The sequence below is a fragment of the Pseudomonas sp. PLB05 genome (genome assembly GCF_021106615.1).
Classification (GTDB): domain Bacteria; phylum Pseudomonadota; class Gammaproteobacteria; order Pseudomonadales; family Pseudomonadaceae; genus Chryseomonas; species Chryseomonas benzopyrenica.
The window spans coordinates 740,809-757,857 of the sequence record NZ_JAJOHO010000003.1 but is presented as its reverse complement, the minus strand read 5'-3'; the positions used below and the strand labels follow the sequence as shown (position 1 = coordinate 757,857).

Genomic DNA, 17,049 nt, shown 5'->3' with positions numbered 1-17,049 from the left:
TGGGCCTTTACCAGCGCGGCGGCGGACCGTAGTAGTAGGCGCCGGGCGGCGGGCCGTAATACACGGGGCGCGGTTCCACCACGCGATATTCATAGACCGGTGCCGGTTCGTAATAGACCACGCGCGGCGGCGGGGGCGGCGGTGGCCCTTCGACATAGACCGGTTCGCGGGCATAGGAATGGGAGACGATGGCTCCGCCGACCACGGCGCCTACCACGGCACCGAGAAAGGCCGGACCGGGCCCACGACCGTGGGCGGACGCCTGACCGGCGATGGCGAGGCAGCCGGCAAGCACCACGACTTGAGTGATGCGACGTAGCATGATCATTCTCCTGCGACCCGGGGAAATGAAACCGGGTATGTCTATCAGACCGCAACGGCGGCGAGTCGCCTAGATGGACTCGGGTAAAGTTTCGGTAAAACCAAATCTGGGGACATCAGTCCCAACAACGCGAGGTCGACGTGTCCCCACTCCCGCGGGACGCATCTCCTGTATCTGGTACCGCGACCGGTGCCCTGACCACGAGACCACCGTGCAGATTCTCTATACCGCTCTGATCCTCTTGCTGATGGTGGGTGCCACCCGACTCAGCGCCCATCTCATCCCTATCCCGCTACCCCTGATCCAGGTGGTGGTCGGTGCCTTGCTCGCCTGGCCCACGCTGGGGCTGCATGTCGCCCTGGACCCCGAACTCTTCCTGCTGCTGTTCATCCCGGCGTTGCTGTTCTCCGATGGCTGGCGCATGCCCAAGCGGGAATTCTGGCGGCTGCGTCGGCCGATCTTCGTGCTGGCTTTCGGCCTGGTATTCCTCACGGTGCTGGGCGCCGGCTGGTTCCTGCACTGGATGCTCCATCTACCCTGGGCGGTGGCCTTCGCCCTGGCGGCGGTGCTGTCGCCCACCGATGCCGTGGCCGTGTCCAGCATCGTCCGCGGCCGGCTGCCCAGCGCCTTGCTGCACGTGATCCAGGGTGAGGCCCTGCTCAACGACGCCTCGGGTCTGGTGACCTTCAAGTTCGCCGTGGCAGCGGCCCTGACCGGTGCCTTCTCGTTGAGCCAGGCCAGCCTGGAATTCGTCATCGTCGCGGTGGGCGGCGTACTGGTCGGCGGGGTGCTGAGCTGGCTGGTGGGTCGCGCGCGTGCCTGGATGGTGGTGAAACGTGGCTGGAGCGATGCCGCGCCCCATGTCGTCTTCATGCTGTTGCTGCCCTTCGCCGCCTATGTGCTGGCGGAGCGGCTGGGCGTTTCGGGCATCCTGTCCGCCGTGGCCGCCGGCATGATGCAGAGCCGGGTCGACATGCTGCCCCGGCAGACCGCCACCCGCCTGCTCAATCACAGCGTCTGGGGGCTGGTGGAGTTCGCCTTCAACGGCCTGGTGTTCCTGATCCTGGGCCTGCAACTGCCCGACATCCTGACGGCGGCGCTGCCGGCGTCCCAGGCGCTTTGGCCGGCCGCGGGCTGGCTGACGCTCTATGTGCTGGGTGCCTACGGGGTGATCATGGCCATTCGCTTCGGGGTCATCCTCGGCTATTGGCACTTGACTCAGCCCGGCAGCGGCCCTATCACCATCGCTGGAGATCCTCGGCTGATCGCCGCCATCGCCTCCCTCAGCGGGGTACGCGGTGCCGTGACCCTGGCCGGTGTGCTGTCGCTGCCGCTACTGCTCTCGGATGGCACGCCCTTTCCCCTGCGTGACGTCCTGGTGTTCATTGCCGCCGGGGTGATCCTGCTGTCGCTGGTGGTGGCAAGCATCGGCATACCGCTACTGCTGGCGCGGCTGCCGGAGCAATCCAACGACCTGCTGGAGCGGGAGCGCTGCGAGGTGCGGATCAATGCCGCCCGGGCCGCCATCGTGGCCCTGGAAGACGTGGAGTCGAGCGACACCGACGAGCCGGCGCGGGCGGCGCTGCAGGCGGAGATCAAGGCTGGCATCATCGCCGAATTCCGCGACGAGCTGAGTTCCGCCGATGACAGCGAGGACGCCCGTTCCCTGGCGCGCCTGCGGGATAGCCTGGACGGCGAGCTGCGCCTGCTCGCCATCCGCGCCCAGCGCCGCGAACTCTATCGACTGCGGATCGCCGGGGTGATCGATGACCTGGTGGTCAGCGAGTTCCTGCGCGAACTGGACATCCAGGAGACCGCGCTGATGCGCGATCAGGGCAATCGCTAGCCCTGGCAGAAGCGGCGGATGCGCTCCGCCGCTTCCACGCATTCGGCCAGGGGTGCGACCAGCGCCATGCGGATTCGTCCGGCGCCCGGGTTGACGCCCGCGACCTCTCGCGACAGATAGGAGCCCGGCACCACGGTCACGTGCTCACGGGCGAACAGATCGCGGGCGAAGGCTTCGTCATCGCCCGGGGTCTTGGCCCAGAGATAGAAGCCGCCGTCCGGCAGTGACACCTCCAGGCTGCCCTGCAGGATATCCAGCACGGCGGCGAACTTCTGCCGATAGAGTTCGCGATTCTCGCGGACATGGGCCTCGTCGCGCCAGGCTACCGCACTGGCCTTCTGCACCTGCACCGGCATGGCGCAGCCATGGTAGGTGCGATAGAGCAGGAAGCGCTTGAGAATGGCGGCATCGCCCGCGACGAAGCCCGATCTCATGCCCGGCAGGTTGGAACGCTTGGACAGACTGTGGAAGACCACGCAGCGGGCGAAGTCGCTGCGACCCAGTTCGGCGCAGGCGGTCAGCAGGCCGGGTGGCGGGCTGGCTTCGTCGAAATAGAGTTCGCTGTAGCACTCGTCGGCGGCGATCAGGAAGTCGTGGCGATCGGCCAGGGCGATGAGCTTTTTCAGCGTTGCCACAGGCAGCAGGGCACCGGTCGGGTTGCCGGGCGAGCACAGGAACAGCAGCTGACAGCGTTGCCAGATCTCGGCCGGCACGCTGTCGAAATCGGGGTTGAAACCCTTGTCCGCGAGACAGGGCAGGTAATGCGGCTCGGCGCCGGCCAGCAGGGCCGCGCCTTCGTAGATCTGATAGAAGGGGTTGGGACTCAGCACCAGACCGCGCTTACTGCGATCCACCACCGCCTGGGTAAAGGAGAACAGGGCTTCCCGGGTGCCGGTCACCGGCAGCACGTGGCGTGCCGGATCCAGCCAGCCCGCCGGGACGCCGAAGCGCTGGCCGGCCCAGTTGGCGATGGCCTCGCGCAGCTCGACGATACCGAGGGTGGTCGGGTAGACCGCCAACTGATCCAGGTTCGCGGTCAGGGCCTCGGCGACAAAGGCCGGTGACGGATGCTTGGGCTCGCCGATCGACAGCGGGATCGGCTTGATCGCCGCCGACGGGGTCACGCCGGCGAGCAGGGCGCGCAGCTTCTCGAACGGATAGGGCTGCAGCAGGTCGAGGGTGGGATTCATCGTCGGGTGGTCCTTCGTTCGAGGCGTTAGATCAAGGCGCTAGATGCTGATGCGGCTGAGTGGCGTCTGGCTGTCCGGCTCGCGCAGTTGCTTGATCAGGGCTTGCTGCAGGGCGCTGCACAGAGCGGGATCCGCCAAGGGGCGACCATCGGCGTCGGCGACATAGAAGACGTCTTCCACGCGCTCGCCGAGGGTGGCGATCTTGGCGTTGAGCACGGACAGGTCGAAGTCGAGGAAGATGCGACCCACCCGTGCCAGCAGCCCGGGTCGGTCCGGCGCCGTCAACTCGATCAGACTCGCCGAACGCGTGGTGTCGGTATAGATGTTCACCTGGGGCGAAAAGGCAAAATGCTTGAGCTGGCGGGTCACGCGCCGGTTGATGATGCTCGGGTACTCTTCCGGGTGCTTGAGCGCCTCGATCAGGCCGGCGCGGATCTGGGCGACGCGCGCGGGATTGTTGCCGATCGAGCCGCCATCGGTGTCCAGCACGATATAGGTGTCCAGGGTGAACTGGCTGCTGGAGGTGATGATGCGGGCGTCCTGAATGTTCAGGTTGAGCTGGTCCATCACCGCCACGGTCACAGCGAAGAAGTCATGCTGGTCCGCGGCATAGATGAAGATCTGGGTGCCGCCTTCGGAATCCCGCTGGGTGGTCTCGCGGATCAGCACCAGGGGCTCCGCGGTATCGCCATGGCCGAGGATGGCCTCGGTGTGCCAGGCCACGTCCAGCGCCGTATGCCGCAGGAAATAGGTGTCGCCCAGCTGCGACCACAGCTGCTCGGCGTCATCGGCATCGATGCCGCGGCGCATCAGGGTATCGAGGGCCGATTGCTGGGTGCTGCGAATCTGCTCCTCGCGATTGACCGGATTCTCCAGGCCACGGCGCAGGGCGCGCTTGGTCTCGGTGTAGAGCTGGCGCAGCAGGGTGGCGCGCCAGGAATTCCACAGCGACGGATTGGTCGCTGTGATATCGGCCACGGTGAGGACGTACAGATAGTCCAGGTGGGTGTGGTCACCCACCGTCAGGGCGAAGTCGTGGATCACCTGGGGATCGGAAAGATCCTTGCGCTGGGCGGTGGTGGACATCACCAGGTGGTTGCGCACCAGCCAGCTGACCAGGCGGGTATCCCATTCCGGCAGCTGGTGGCGGCGACCGAAGGCTTCCACGTCTTCCGCGCCCAGCTCCGAGTGATCGCCGCCGCGGCCCTTGGCGATGTCGTGGTAGAGACCGGCGATATAGATCAGCTCCGGCTTGGGCAGCTTGTGGATCACCCGCGTCGCCAGCGGATACTTCTCCGCCAGGACGTCGTAGCTCATCTTGCGCAGATGCTTGATGAGATTGAGGGTGTGGGCGTCCACCGTATAGATGTGGAAGAGGTCATGCTGCATCTGGCCGACGATCTGGCCGAATTCGGGCAGGTAGAGCCCCAGCAGTCCGTAGCGATTCATCCGCCGCAGATTGCGATGGATCCCGGATTCGCTCTTGAGCAGTTCGATGAACAGGCTGGTATTGCGGATGTCCTGGCGGAAGGCGTCGTCGATCAGGTGACGGCTGTCACGCAGCAAGCGGATGGTGCCGGCGCTGGGGCCCTTGACCGCCGGGTTCTGCGCCAGCAGAACGAACAGTTCCATCAGGGCGAAGGGCGTGCGCAGGAACACCTGCGGATGCACCACCTCCAGATAACCGTTGCGGATCTGGAATCTGTTGTTGATCGGCGTCACCGCGGCAGGTATCTGCTCGTCGCGCAGATTCACTTCCTCGAAGTGCTGCATGACCACGTCGCTGAGCTGGGAGACGTCCATCACCACCCGGTAGTACTTCTGCATGAAGCGTTCTACCGCCAGCTTGGCGTCGTTATCCTCGTAGCCGAGCAGGTTGGCGATGCGTCGCTGGTGGTCGAACAGCAGGCGATCTTCCGGGCGACCGGCCAGCATGTGCAGGGCATAGCGAACCTTCCACAGGTACTCCTGCGCCGAGATCAGCAGGCTGCACTCACTTTCAGTGAGAAAGCCCTGGCCCACCAGGGCCTGCAGGTTGAGGGTGCCGAATTGCCGCCGGGCGATCCACAGCAGCGTCTGGATGTCGCGCAGCCCCCCGGGCGAACCCTTGACGTTGGGTTCGAGGTTGTATTCGGTGTCGTTGTACTTGGCATGCCTTGTACTCTGCTCGGCGCGCTTGGCCAGGTAGAAGGCGCGTCCTGGCCAGAGGTGCTCGACACTGGTGGCCGCGAGCATCGCCTGGCGCAGGTGCTCGGGGCCGGCGAGGGTGCGGCTTTCCATCAGGTTGGTGATGACCGTCAGGTCGGCCAGCGCCTCGGTCGTGCACTCGCGCAGCGATCTGACGCTTTGCCCCACCGCCAGGCCCACGTCCCACAGCAGGGTCAGGAAGCCTTCGATGGAGTCGCGGAAACGCTCCTGCTCCTCTTCGGCCAGCAGGATCAGCAGGTCAATGTCCGAATGCGGGTGCAACTCGCCGCGACCATAGCCGCCTACGGCGAGCAGGGCGATGCCATCCTCCGGCCAACTGAAGCGATTCCAGGCCGCGATCAGCATCTGGTCGATGAACCAGGCGCGATCCTCGACCAGCCGGCGCACGCTGCGCCCGGCCAGGAAGCGGGCATCAAGGGTGGCGTTCGCGGCCCGGATGAATTTCTTGAAGGCCGCGAGGGGGCTGGCTTTCAGCGAAAGCTCAGCCTGGAACTGGCCGGCGTCGAACAACTCCGAATCGACCTGGGGCATGGGCGCTCACTCACGCAGAAACGCGGGGAAAGGTTTCGTCCTTTCTCAGGGTCAGGATCTCGTAACCCTGTTCGGTGACCAGCACCGTGTGTTCCCACTGCGCGGACAGCTTGCGGTCCTTGGTGATGGCGGTCCAGCCGTCGCCCAGCAGGCGGGTCTCGTAGCGGCCCTGGTTGATCATCGGCTCGATGGTGAAGATCATCCCGGCCTGCAGCTCGAGGCCGGTACCGGCACGGCCGTAATGCACCACCTGCGGCTCCTCGTGGAAGCCCTTGCCGATGCCGTGGCCGCAGTATTCGCGCACCACCGAGAAGCCGTTCTTCTCCGCATGCTTCTGAATGACTTCGCCGATATCGCCCAGGCGCGCGCCCGGGCGGACCAGCTCGATACCCTTGTAGAGGCATTCCTGAGTGATCTGGCAGAGGCGGTCCGCCCACTCGGGCACGTCGCCCACCAGATACATCTTGCTGGTGTCGCCGTGGTAGCCGTCTTTGATCACGGTGATGTCCACGTTCATGATGTCGCCGCTCTTGAGCGGCTTGTCATTGGGAATGCCGTGGCAGACCACGTGGTTCAGCGAGGTGCAGATGGATTTGGGATAGCCCTTGTAGTTCAGCGGGGCGGGGATGGCCTGCTGCACGTTGACGATGTAGTCGTGGGCCAGTCGATCCAGTTCTTCGGTGGTGATGCCGGGACGCACGTGCTCGTCCAGCATTTCGAGCACCTCGGCGGCCAGTTGGCCGGCGATGCGCATCTTGGCGATGTCTTCAGGGGTCTTGAGGATGACGGTCATCGGAAATCTCTAGGTATCACGCCGGGCGTTAGCTTTCGATCCGCTATTCTATCAGAGCCGTCGCCCGCGCTGTGGCTACCGGCGGTACCCCTGGATCTCCGCTAGGCGGCAATCGCCGCTGGTGGTATCCGGCAAGGCGTGATATAAAGTCGCGCGCTTTTTCGGGGCTATGCCTCTAGCGCTCCTAACCCCACACACGCATCGACACGATGACCTGGGTGCTTCCCGATGGGAAGTTGGTCATTGGGATGCGTGGAGGCCCAACCCGACTACGAGGAACATCTAAATGTCTCAAGTCTCCATGCGTGACATGCTGAAAGCCGGCGTGCATTTCGGCCACCAAACCCGTTACTGGAACCCGAAGATGGGCAAGTACATCTTCGGCGCGCGTAACAAGATCCACATCATCAACCTCGAAAAGACCCTGCCGATGTTCAACGAGGCCCTGACCTTCGTTGAGCGCCTGGCGTCCGGCAAGAACAAGATCCTGTTCGTCGGCACCAAGCGCGCTGCCGGCAAGATCGTTCGCGAAGAAGCCGCGCGTTGCGGTCAGCCCTTCGTTGATCATCGCTGGTTGGGCGGCATGCTGACCAACTACAAGACCATCCGTGCCTCGATCAAGCGTCTGCGCGATCTGGAAGTCCAGTCCCAGGACGGTACTTTCGACAAGCTGACCAAGAAAGAAGCCCTGATGCGTACCCGCGACCTCGAGAAGCTCGAGCGCAGCCTGGGTGGTATCAAGGACATGGGCGGTCTGCCGGATGCCCTGTTCGTGATCGACGTTGACCACGAGCGCATCGCCATCACCGAAGCCAACAAGCTGGGCATCCCGGTCATCGGCGTCGTCGATACCAACAGCAGCCCGGAAGGTGTTGACTACATCATCCCCGGCAACGATGACGCCTTCCGCGCCGTTACTCTGTACCTGAGCAGCGTTGCCGATGCCGTGATCCGTGGCGGCAGCAACGGCGGTGCCAACGAGCAATTCGTCGAAGAAACCGCTGCCGAAGCCGTCGAGGGCTGAGCAGGTCGACCCTAGGGTCGAGCGGTTCGACGTGCGAGAAGGGGGCCTAGCCCCCTTTTTGCCTACTGGCGTTTCATTGGCTCCGTCTCCGTGCGGAGTGACCTCGAAACCGATTCAAGAGGATTTCAAACATGGCAGAAATCACTGCAGCCCTGGTCAAAGAACTGCGCGAGCGCACCGGCCAAGGCATGATGGATTGCAAGAAGGCCCTGGCCGCTGCCGGTGGCGACATCGAGAAGGCCATCGACGACATGCGTGCCGCTGGCGCCATCAAGGCCGCCAAGAAAGCCGGTAACGTGGCTGCCGAAGGCTCCATCGCGGTCAAGGTCGCTGACGACCACAAGGCTGCCGTCATCATCGAAGTCAACTCCCAGACCGATTTCCTGGCTCTGCAGGACGACTTCAAGGGCTTCGTCGCCGCCAGCCTGGACAAGGCCTTCGCCGAGAAGATGAGCGATGCCGCTCCGCTGATCGCCGCTCAGGAAAGTGCCCGTGAGGCCCTGGTCGCCAAGTGCGGCGAGAACGTCAACATCCGTCGCCTGACCCGCGTCGAAGGCGATGTCGTTGGCGCCTACCTCCACGGTCACCGCATCGGTGTGGTCGTTACCCTGCAGGGTGGCAGCGCCGAGTTGGCCAAGGAAATCGCCATGCACGTCGCGGCGAGCAATCCCCAGTTCCTGAATCCGTCCCAGGTTTCCGAAGAAGCTGTCGCCAAGGAAAAGGAAATCTTCCTGGCGCTGAATGCCGACAAGATCGCCGGCAAGCCGGAAAACATCGTGGAGAACATGGTCAAGGGTCGTATCAACAAGTTCCTGGCTGAAGCCAGCCTGGTTGAGCAGCCCTTCATCAAGGATCCGGAAGTCAAGGTCGGTGAACTGGCCAAGAAAGCCGGCGCCGAAATCGTTTCCTTCGTACGTTACGAAGTAGGCGAAGGCATCGAGAAGGCTGAAGTCGACTTCGCTGCCGAAGTCGCTGCCCAGCTGGCTGCCAGCAAGCAGTAAGCCCGGCATCCGCCGTTGACCAGGAGGCCGCCCGCTTCGAGCGCGCGGCCTCTTTGCCAAATTGGAAGGCAGGTCTGATTTCTCGTCTTCCAAGGAGTTTTTTGCCGATGGGAGTGAACGCAACTGCAGTTGCGCTTTCCTATCGCTGGATCAAAATCCCCCGCACATGTTCATCGCCACAGGAGAGAGTGAATGGCACAGCAGATGAGTGGTCGCCAACCCCGTTACAAGCGTATTCTGCTGAAGCTCAGTGGCGAAGCCCTGATGGGAAGTGAAGACTTCGGGATCGATCCGAAGGTGCTGGATCGCATGTCGCTGGAGATCGGCCAACTGGTGGGCATCGGTGTCCAGGTCGGTCTGGTGATCGGCGGTGGCAACCTGTTCCGCGGTGCGGCGCTGTCCGCCGTGGGCATGGACCGGGTGACCGGAGACCACATGGGCATGCTGGCTACCGTGATGAACGCCCTGGCCATGCGTGACGCCCTGGAGCGCTCCAATATTCCCGCCACGGTGATGTCCGCCATCTCCATGGTCGGCGTGACCGACCAGTACGATCGCCGCAAGGCCCTGCGTCAGTTGAAGGATGGCGAAGTCGTCATCTTCTCCGCCGGGACCGGCAATCCGTTCTTTACCACCGATTCCGCCGCCTGCCTGCGCGCCATCGAGGTCGAAGCCGATCTGGTGCTCAAGGCCACCAAGGTGGATGGTGTATACACGGCAGATCCTTTCAAGGATCCCAATGCCGAAAAATTCGAGCGCCTGACCTACGACGAAGTGCTCGACCGCAAGCTGGGTGTCATGGACCTCACGGCCATCTGTCTCTGCCGTGACCACAACATGCCCCTGCGGGTTTTCAACATGAACAAGCCCGGCGCCCTGCTCAACATCGTGGTGGGCGGTGGTGAGGGCACCCTGATCGAGGAGGGAGCAGCATGATCAACGAGATCAAGAAGGATGCGCAGACGCGCATGACCAAGACCCTGGAAGCCCTGGGCCACGCCTTTGCCAAGATCCGTACCGGACGCGCTCATCCAAGCATCCTGGATAGCGTCATGGTGTCCTACTACGGCAGCGACACCCCGCTGCGCCAGGTGGCCAACGTCACCGTCGAAGATTCGCGGACCCTGGCCTTGAGCGTGTTCGACAAGAGCATGATCCAGGCGGTCGAGAAGGCCATCATGACCTCCGACCTGGGCCTCAATCCGGCCACCGCCGGCACCACCATTCGCGTGCCGATGCCGGCCCTGACCGAAGAGACCCGCAAGGGCTTCACCAAACAGGCGCGTGCCGAGGCCGAGCAGGCGCGGGTTTCCGTGCGCAACATCCGCCGCGATGCCCTGGCTCAGCTCAAGGATCTGCTCAAGGAAAAGGAAATCAGTGAAGACGAGGATCGTCGCGCTCAGGATGAAGTCCAGAAGCTGACTGATAAATTCGTCGCCGAGGTGGACAAGGCTCTGGAGGCCAAGGAAGCCGACTTGATGGCTGTTTGACAACGGTTGGGACGTAACATGGGCATGAGCAAGCCAGGCAAGGTGGTGCCACGTCACGTGGCGATCATCATGGATGGGAACAATCGCTGGGCGCGCCGTCGGTTGCTGCCGGGCGTCGCCGGTCACAAGGCCGGAGTGGACGCCGTGCGTGCGGTCATCGAGGTGTGCGGCGATGCGGGCGTCGAGGTGCTGACGCTGTTCGCCTTTTCCAGCGAGAACTGGCGGCGTCCGGCCGACGAGGTCGGCGCCCTGATGGAGCTCTTCCTGTCCGCCTTGCGGCGAGAGGCCAAGAAGCTGCATCAGAATGGCATCCGGCTGCGCATCATCGGCGATCGCTCGCTGTTCCACCCGGAACTGCAGGCGGCCATGGCGGAAGTCGAGGCACTCACTGCCCATCACACCCGATTCGTGCTGCAGATCGCCGCCAACTACGGGGGACAATGGGATATCACCCAGGCCGCCCAGCAGTTGGCGACGCAGGTCCAGCAGGGGTCGCTGCAGCCGGGTGACATCACGCCGGAGCTGCTGCAGGGCTGCCTGGCGACCGCTGACCTACCGTTGCCCGACCTGTGCATCCGCACGGGTGGCGAGCGGCGGGTCAGCAACTTCCTGCTCTGGCAGATCGCCTATGCCGAGCTGTATTTTTCCGACCTGTTCTGGCCGGACTTCAAGCACGAGGCCATGCACGCCGCGCTGGCCGACTTCGCCACCCGCCAACGGCGGTTCGGCCGGACCTGCGAACAGGTGGAAGCGGAGCTACGCGCCTAATGCTGAAGCAGCGAGTTATCACGGCGATGGTGCTCCTGCCCATCGCCCTGGCCGGATTTTTCTGGCTGGAAGGGGCGGCTTTCGCCTTGTTCATCGGTGCGGTCGTGGTCCTGGGTGCCTGGGAGTGGGCACGCTTGGCGGGTCTGGAAACCCAGCCGCTGCGTTGTGCCTATGCCGCCGTCGTGGCGCTGGCGCTGTTGCTCTGCTGGTGGTTGCCGGCGGGGGCTCACGGACTGCTGTTCATCAGCGTGGCCTGGTGGCTCTATGCGACCGTGCTGGTGCTCACCTATCCCGATAGCGCTCGGGCCTGGCAGGCCTCCTGGCGACGCCTGCTGATCGGGCTGGTGGTGCTGGTTCCGGCCTGGCAGGGGCTGATGCTGCTCAAGGCGGCACCGGGTGGCAATCTACTGATTCTCGAAGTGATGATGCTGGTGTGGCTGGCCGACATCTTCGCCTATTTCTCCGGGCGGGCCTTTGGCAAGCGCAAGCTGGCGCCGGCGGTGAGTCCGGGCAAGAGCTGGGAAGGCCTCTATGGTGGCCTGGCCGCCGCGCTGGTGGCGACCCTGGTGCTCGGTCTGGTCCGTGGCTGGGGGCTGGGTGACCTCTTGCAGGCGCTCATTGGCGCGGCCTGCGTGGTGCTGATTTCCGTGGTGGGTGATCTCACCGAAAGCATGTTCAAGCGTCAGGCCGGGCTCAAGGACAGCAGTCAACTGCTGCCGGGGCACGGTGGCGTACTGGATCGCATCGACAGCCTCACGGCCGCCGTACCGCTGTTCGCGCTGCTGCTCTGGTGGGCCGGCTGGGGTGTCCAGTGAGTCTCCAACGGCTTTGCGTGCTGGGTGCGACCGGCTCCATCGGTGCCAGCACCCTGGATGTAGTAGCGCAGCACCCTGAGCGTTATCGGATCTTTGCCTTGAGCGGGCATCGTCGCCTGAACGAGCTGGCTGATCTCTGCCGACGTTTCCAGCCGGTCTATGCGGCCGTGCCGGATCAGGCGTCCGCCGACTGCTTGGCCGGCCTGCTGCGAGGGGCTGAAATGCTCCCCGAGATCCTGGTGGGCGAGGGTGGCCTGGAGGCCATCGCCGCTCATCCCAAGGTCGACACCGTCATGGCAGCCATCGTTGGCGCGGCCGGGCTGAAGCCGACGCTGGCGGCGGTCAAGGCTGGCAAGCGCGTGCTGCTGGCCAACAAGGAAGCCCTGGTCATGAGCGGCGCGCTCTTCATTGAGGCGGTGCAGGCCAGTGGCGCGACCCTGCTGCCCATCGACAGCGAGCACAACGCCATCTTCCAGTGCCTGGCCGAACCGGCGACACCCGGCCTGGCGCGCAAGGGCGTACGACGCATCCTGCTCACCGCCTCGGGCGGCCCGTTCCGCGAGACACCGGCCGAGCAGCTGGTCGAGGTGACGCCGGACCAGGCCTGTGCCCATCCCAAGTGGTCCATGGGCCGGAAGATTTCGGTGGACTCCGCGACCCTGATGAACAAGGGGCTGGAGTTGATCGAGGCGTGCTGGCTGTTCGAGGCGACACCTGAGCAGGTCGAGGTGGTCATCCATCCCCAGAGCGTGATTCATTCGCTGGTCGACTATGTGGACGGTTCGGTACTGGCCCAGTTGGGCAATCCCGATATGCGCACCCCTATTGCCCATGCCCTGGCCTGGCCCGAGCGAATCGACTCCGGAGTCACGGCGCTGGATCTGTTCGAAATCGGCCGGCTCGAGTTCGAGCGCCCTGACGAAGCGCGCTTTCCTTGCCTGCGTCTGGCCCGGGAAGCCGCTCAGGCGGGTGGTTGCATGCCAGCGACGCTCAATGCCGCCAACGAAGTCGCCGTCGAGGCCTTTCTCGCGGGTCAACTGGGTTTTACCGAGATCCCGCAACTGATCGAGTCGGTGCTCAAGGGTGTCGAGCCCGGTCCGGCCGCCGATCTGGACGCGGTTTTCGCAGCCGACAATACCGCTCGGCAGCTGGCTCGGGAGTGGTTGGCGAGACGCTGATCCCGCGCCTCGACACCTGACCTGCGAGTCCGCAGAATCGGCACACTGAGGTAGCGGAGGCAGCCAATGTCCATCCTTTATACGATACTGGGAACCCTGATCGCCCTGGGCGTCCTGGTGACCATTCACGAGTATGGCCATTTCTGGACGGCACGCCGGTGCGGCGTCAAGGTCCTGCGCTTTTCCGTCGGTTTTGGCAAGCCGCTGCTGCGCTGGCACGATCGCCACGGCACCGAATTCGTGGTGGCCGCGATCCCACTGGGCGGCTACGTGAAGATGCTGGACGAGCGCGAAGCGCCGGTGGCCCCTGAAGATCAGCATGCCGCCTTCAACCGAAAGACGGTACGCCAGCGCATCGCCATCGTCGCCGCCGGTCCGATCGCCAACTTCCTGCTCGCCATCCTGTTCTTCTGGGTGCTGGCCATGCTGGGTTCCCAGCAGCCGCGGCCGGTCGTGGGCGGCATCACGCCCGATACGCTGGCTGCCACCGCAGGCATTCCCGTCGGCGCTGAGCTGACCGCGGTGGATGACGCCGCTGTGGACAGCTGGTCGGCAGTCAATCTGCGCCTGGTTGATCGTCTGGGTGAAAGTGGTCCGCTGCGCCTGAGTTACCGGGTGCCGGGCACCACCGCCGAGCAGCGCACGGTCATCCAGCTCGACGCCTGGCTGCGCGGTGCGGAAGATCCCGATCCGATCCAGGCCCTGGGCCTGAAACCCTGGCGGCCACAGATTCCGGCGGTCTTCGCCGAGCTGGATCCGGCCGGTCCGGCGAAAGCGGCCGGCCTGCAGATGGGGGATCGCCTGATCGCCCTGAACGATACGGCGATCAGCGATTGGCAGCAGGCGGTGGACTGGGTGCGGGCGCACCCCGATCAGCAGGTCAAGGTCACCTATGAGCGCGAGGGTCAGCGGCGGGATCTGTCCCTGCGGTTAGGCGCGCGGCGGGCCGATTCCACCGACGCCGGCTACCTCGGCGCCGGTGTGGCACCGGTCAAGTGGCCGGCGGAAATGGTTCGCGAAATCAGCTATGGACCCGTCGCCGCCGTGGGGGAGGGGATCGGTCGGACCTGGCAGATGAGCGTGCTGACGCTGGTTTCCCTGAAGAAGATGCTCTTGGGAGAGCTGTCGGTAAAAAACTTGAGCGGGCCGATAACCATTGCTAAAGTGGCGGGCGCTTCCGCTCAGTCAGGCCTGGGGGACTTCCTCAATTTTCTGGCGTACCTGAGCATTAGCCTGGGGGTTCTGAATCTGTTGCCTATCCCTGTGCTCGACGGTGGTCACCTGGTGTTCTACTTCGTCGAGTGGATTCGCGGGCGGCCCTTGTCCGAGCGTGTACAGACATGGGGCATGCAGATCGGTATTAGCCTCGTCGTGGGTGTGATGCTGCTGGCCTTGGTCAATGACCTCGGTCGCCTCTGACACTCTGCTGATTGCCGAATCTGCCGCCCAGTGCGGCAGATTCTTTATTTGCCAGTTGGAATAAAAGGGACTCATGAAACGCCTGCTGCTACCTGCGGTAATAGCCGCGCTGATGATCGGCGAGGTACACGCCGAGTCCTTCACCATCTCCGATATCCGCGTCAACGGACTGCAACGAGTATCGTCCGGCAGCGTCTTCGGTGCCCTGCCGCTCAATGTCGGCGAGTCCGTCGACGACAACAAGTTGGCCGAAGCCTCCCGCTCGCTCTTCCGTACCGGATTCTTCCAGGACATCCAGCTGGGCCGTGACGGCAACGTCCTGGTCGTGAATCTGGTCGAGCGTCCCTCCATTTCCAGCATCACCCTGGAAGGCAACAAGGCGATCTCCAGCGACGACCTGATGAAGGGCCTCAAGCAGGCCGGTCTCGCCGAGGGCGAGATCTTCCAGCGTGCGACGCTGGAAGGCGTGCGCAACGAACTGCTGCGCCAGTACGTCGCCCAGGGCCGTTATTCCGCCAGCATCGACGCCGAAGTGGTGCCGCAGCCCCGTAACCGGGTGCAGCTGAAGATCACCGTCAACGAGGGCGAGGTCGCGACCATCTCCCACGTCAATGTGGTGGGCAACACGGTCTTCGCTGAGGATGACCTCACCTCGCTGTTCGAACTCAAGCCGAGCAACTGGTTGTCGTTCTTCCGTAACGATGACAAATACTCCCGGGAAAAGTTGGCGGGTGACCTGGAGCGCCTGCGCTCCTATTACCTGGACCGCGGCTACATCAACATGGACATCACCTCGACCCAGGTGTCCATCACGCCCGACAAGAAGCACGTTTACATCACGGTCAACGTCAACGAAGGGCAGAAGTACACCGTTCGTGAAGTCAAGCTGTCCGGCGACCTCAAGGTGCCGGAGGAAGAGCTGCGCAAACTGATGCTGGTCCAGCCGGGCCAGGTCTTCTCGCGCAAGGTCATGACCAGCACCTCGGATCTGATCACCCGTCGACTCGGCAACGAAGGCTATACCTTCGCCAACGTCAACGGCCTGCCCGAGCCCCATGACGACGACCACAGCGTGTCCCTGACCTATGTGGTCGATCCGGGCAAGCGTGCCTACGTCAATCGCATCAACTTCCGCGGCAACACCAAGACCGAGGACGAGGTGCTGCGTCGCGAGATGCGCCAGATGGAAGGCGGGTGGGCGTCCACCTACCTCATCGACCAGTCCAAGACCCGTCTCGAGCGCCTGGGCTACTTCAAGGAAGTCAAGGTCGAGACGCCCCAGGTGCCTGGCACCGACGACATGGTCGACGTCAACTACAACGTCGAAGAGCAGCCGTCGGGCTCCATCACCGCCAGCATCGGTTTCGCCCAGAGCGCCGGTCTGATCCTGGGCGGTTCCATCAGCCAGAACAACTTCCTCGGTACCGGCAACCAGGTCAGCATCGGTCTGACCCGTTCCCAGTACCAGAGTCGCTACAACTTCAGTTTCACCGATCCCTACTTCACGCCGGATGGCGTGAGTCTGGGTTACAACATCTTCTATCGCAGCACCGACTACAGCAAACTGTACGACAGTGACGTCTCCTACTACTCGATCAACAGCCTGGGTACCGGTGTCACCCTGGGCTATCCGATCAGCGAGACCTCGCGCCTGACCTATGGTCTGAGCGTGCAGAAGGACGAGATCAATCCCGGTACCTACAGCGCCGACGAGATCTACGATTTCGTCCAGCGTGAAGGGGACAACTTCACCAACTTCAAGGCCAGCATCGGCTGGTCCAGCTCGACGCTGAACCGCGGCGTGCTGCCGACCCGTGGTGCCTCCCAGAGCCTGACCGGCCAGATCACCATCCCGGGCAGCGACCTGAGCTTCTACAAGCTCGACTACCGCGGCCAGCTGTTCACCCCGCTGACCGACACTACCGCGCTGCGCTTCCATACCGAGCTGGGTTACGGCGACGGCTATGGCAGCACCGATGGCCTGCCGTTCTACGAGAACTACTACGCCGGTGGTTTCAATTCGGTACGGGGTTTCGAGGATAGCAGCCTGGGTCCGCGTACAACCCCTCCGCGGTACATCAATGATGATCCTGCTCTTGGTACCAAGTACGGGTCCCAAGGTCAGGGCTATCGCGATCGGGAAAACGACGAGGCCTTTGGTGGCAACGTCCTGATCACCGGTGGTGTGGAATACCTGTTCCCCTTGCCTTTCGTGAAGGATCAGAAGTCCCTGCGGACCGTCTTGTTCTGGGACGTGGGTAATGTGTTCAGCACCAAGTGCTACCTGGGCTCGACGAAGAACTGCGGCGATGTCAGCTTCTCCAACATGGCCAGCTCCGTTGGTGTCGGTGTGACCTGGGTTACCGCCCTCGGTCCGCTGAGCTTCAGCCTGGGCGTTCCGGTCAAGAAGCCGACCAACTCCGATCCGCAGGTCTTCCAGTTCTCGCTGGGTCAGACGTTCTGA

General features: G+C 63.6%; 14 protein-coding genes. 10 read left to right on the top strand and 4 right to left on the bottom strand.

What is annotated here, in order from left to right; all coding sequences use genetic code 11:
- Positions 1 to 7: 7 nt before the first annotated feature.
- Entirely contained in the window at positions 8 to 322 is a 315-nt protein-coding gene (locus LRS53_RS16325; RefSeq protein WP_007159499.1) for a hypothetical protein, read from the bottom strand.
- Between the two features lie 211 nt (positions 323 to 533).
- Here LRS53_RS16325 and LRS53_RS16320 point away from each other — a divergent pair, with 211 nt between their 5' ends.
- Positions 534 to 2,168, top strand: coding sequence for a Na+/H+ antiporter (locus LRS53_RS16320; RefSeq protein WP_231356600.1), 1,635 nt, complete (start codon positions 534 to 536; stop codon positions 2,166 to 2,168).
- Here the strand turns inward: LRS53_RS16320 and dapC are convergent.
- Genes dapC through map form a run of 3 tightly spaced genes read right to left on the bottom strand, consistent with a single transcriptional unit; the run spans position 2,165 to position 6,890 of the window.
- Entirely contained in the window at positions 2,165 to 3,358 is a 1,194-nt protein-coding gene (gene dapC, locus LRS53_RS16315; RefSeq protein ID WP_231356599.1) for a succinyldiaminopimelate transaminase, read from the bottom strand. The two genes, LRS53_RS16320 and dapC, sit on opposite strands and share 4 nt — an antisense overlap.
- A 39-nt stretch (positions 3,359 to 3,397) precedes the next feature.
- On the bottom strand, positions 3,398 to 6,097 hold the full coding sequence (locus LRS53_RS16310) for a [protein-PII] uridylyltransferase (RefSeq protein ID WP_231356598.1): 2,700 nt from the start codon (positions 6,095 to 6,097) through the stop codon (positions 3,398 to 3,400).
- Positions 6,098 to 6,107: 10 nt separating this feature from the next.
- Positions 6,108 to 6,890 carry a type I methionyl aminopeptidase gene (map, locus tag LRS53_RS16305; RefSeq protein WP_017639057.1) on the bottom strand — a complete coding sequence of 261 codons (783 nt, stop codon included), beginning with the start codon at positions 6,888 to 6,890 and terminating at the stop codon, positions 6,108 to 6,110.
- A 286-nt stretch (positions 6,891 to 7,176) separates the two neighbouring features.
- On the opposite strand from map, the gene rpsB reads away from it, so the two are divergent.
- The 9 genes from rpsB (at position 7,177) to bamA (ending at position 17,049) form a co-directional block, all read left to right on the top strand.
- Positions 7,177 to 7,914 (top strand): 30S ribosomal protein S2, encoded by a 738-nt coding sequence (rpsB, locus tag LRS53_RS16300; RefSeq protein ID WP_017639056.1) that lies wholly within the window; start codon positions 7,177 to 7,179, stop codon positions 7,912 to 7,914.
- Between the two features lie 131 nt (positions 7,915 to 8,045).
- Positions 8,046 to 8,915, top strand: a complete 870-nt coding sequence (gene tsf / locus LRS53_RS16295; protein WP_017639055.1) for a translation elongation factor Ts — start codon at positions 8,046 to 8,048, stop codon at positions 8,913 to 8,915.
- A 192-nt stretch (positions 8,916 to 9,107) separates the two neighbouring features.
- Complete coding sequence (pyrH, locus tag LRS53_RS16290) at positions 9,108 to 9,851, top strand: UMP kinase (protein WP_017639054.1); 744 nt, start codon at positions 9,108 to 9,110, stop codon at positions 9,849 to 9,851.
- Positions 9,848 to 10,405, top strand: a complete 558-nt coding sequence (gene frr, locus LRS53_RS16285; RefSeq protein WP_007159491.1) for a ribosome recycling factor — start codon at positions 9,848 to 9,850, stop codon at positions 10,403 to 10,405. Before pyrH ends, frr begins: the two co-directional genes overlap by 4 nt.
- An 18-nt stretch (positions 10,406 to 10,423) precedes the next feature.
- Positions 10,424 to 11,173 (top strand): polyprenyl diphosphate synthase, encoded by a 750-nt coding sequence (uppS, locus tag LRS53_RS16280; RefSeq protein WP_017639053.1) that lies wholly within the window; start codon positions 10,424 to 10,426, stop codon positions 11,171 to 11,173.
- Positions 11,173 to 11,988, top strand: coding sequence for a phosphatidate cytidylyltransferase (locus LRS53_RS16275; protein WP_231356597.1), 816 nt, complete (start codon positions 11,173 to 11,175; stop codon positions 11,986 to 11,988). The genes uppS and LRS53_RS16275 overlap by 1 nt, the downstream gene beginning before the upstream one ends.
- Positions 11,985 to 13,166 (top strand): 1-deoxy-D-xylulose-5-phosphate reductoisomerase, encoded by a 1,182-nt coding sequence (gene ispC, locus LRS53_RS16270; protein ID WP_231356596.1) that lies wholly within the window; start codon positions 11,985 to 11,987, stop codon positions 13,164 to 13,166. Before LRS53_RS16275 ends, ispC begins: the two co-directional genes overlap by 4 nt.
- 66 nt (positions 13,167 to 13,232) lie before the next feature.
- Positions 13,233 to 14,585 carry an RIP metalloprotease RseP gene (gene rseP / locus LRS53_RS16265; RefSeq protein ID WP_231356595.1) on the top strand — a complete coding sequence of 451 codons (1,353 nt, stop codon included), beginning with the start codon at positions 13,233 to 13,235 and terminating at the stop codon, positions 14,583 to 14,585.
- A 73-nt stretch (positions 14,586 to 14,658) separates the two neighbouring features.
- Positions 14,659 to 17,049 (top strand): outer membrane protein assembly factor BamA, encoded by a 2,391-nt coding sequence (bamA, locus tag LRS53_RS16260; protein ID WP_231356594.1) that lies wholly within the window; start codon positions 14,659 to 14,661, stop codon positions 17,047 to 17,049.

Excerpts from the sequence above, each read along its gene's own strand:
- LRS53_RS16325 (WP_007159499.1), bottom strand. The coding sequence starts at position 322 with ATGCTACGTCGCATCACTCAAGTCGTGGTGCTTGCCGGCTGCCTCGCC.
- dapC (WP_231356599.1), bottom strand. The coding sequence starts at position 3,358 with ATGAATCCCACCCTCGACCTGCTGCAGCCCTATCCGTTCGAGAAGCTG.
- LRS53_RS16310 (WP_231356598.1), bottom strand. The coding sequence starts at position 6,097 with ATGCCCCAGGTCGATTCGGAGTTGTTCGACGCCGGCCAGTTCCAGGCT.
- map (WP_017639057.1), bottom strand. The coding sequence starts at position 6,890 with ATGACCGTCATCCTCAAGACCCCTGAAGACATCGCCAAGATGCGCATC.
- rpsB (WP_017639056.1), top strand. The coding sequence starts at position 7,177 with ATGTCTCAAGTCTCCATGCGTGACATGCTGAAAGCCGGCGTGCATTTC.
- tsf (WP_017639055.1), top strand. The coding sequence starts at position 8,046 with ATGGCAGAAATCACTGCAGCCCTGGTCAAAGAACTGCGCGAGCGCACC.
- pyrH (WP_017639054.1), top strand. The coding sequence starts at position 9,108 with ATGGCACAGCAGATGAGTGGTCGCCAACCCCGTTACAAGCGTATTCTG.
- frr (WP_007159491.1), top strand. The coding sequence starts at position 9,848 with ATGATCAACGAGATCAAGAAGGATGCGCAGACGCGCATGACCAAGACC.
- uppS (WP_017639053.1), top strand. The coding sequence starts at position 10,424 with ATGGGCATGAGCAAGCCAGGCAAGGTGGTGCCACGTCACGTGGCGATC.
- LRS53_RS16275 (WP_231356597.1), top strand. The coding sequence starts at position 11,173 with ATGCTGAAGCAGCGAGTTATCACGGCGATGGTGCTCCTGCCCATCGCC.
- rseP (WP_231356595.1), top strand. The coding sequence starts at position 13,233 with ATGTCCATCCTTTATACGATACTGGGAACCCTGATCGCCCTGGGCGTC.
- bamA (WP_231356594.1), top strand. The coding sequence starts at position 14,659 with ATGAAACGCCTGCTGCTACCTGCGGTAATAGCCGCGCTGATGATCGGC.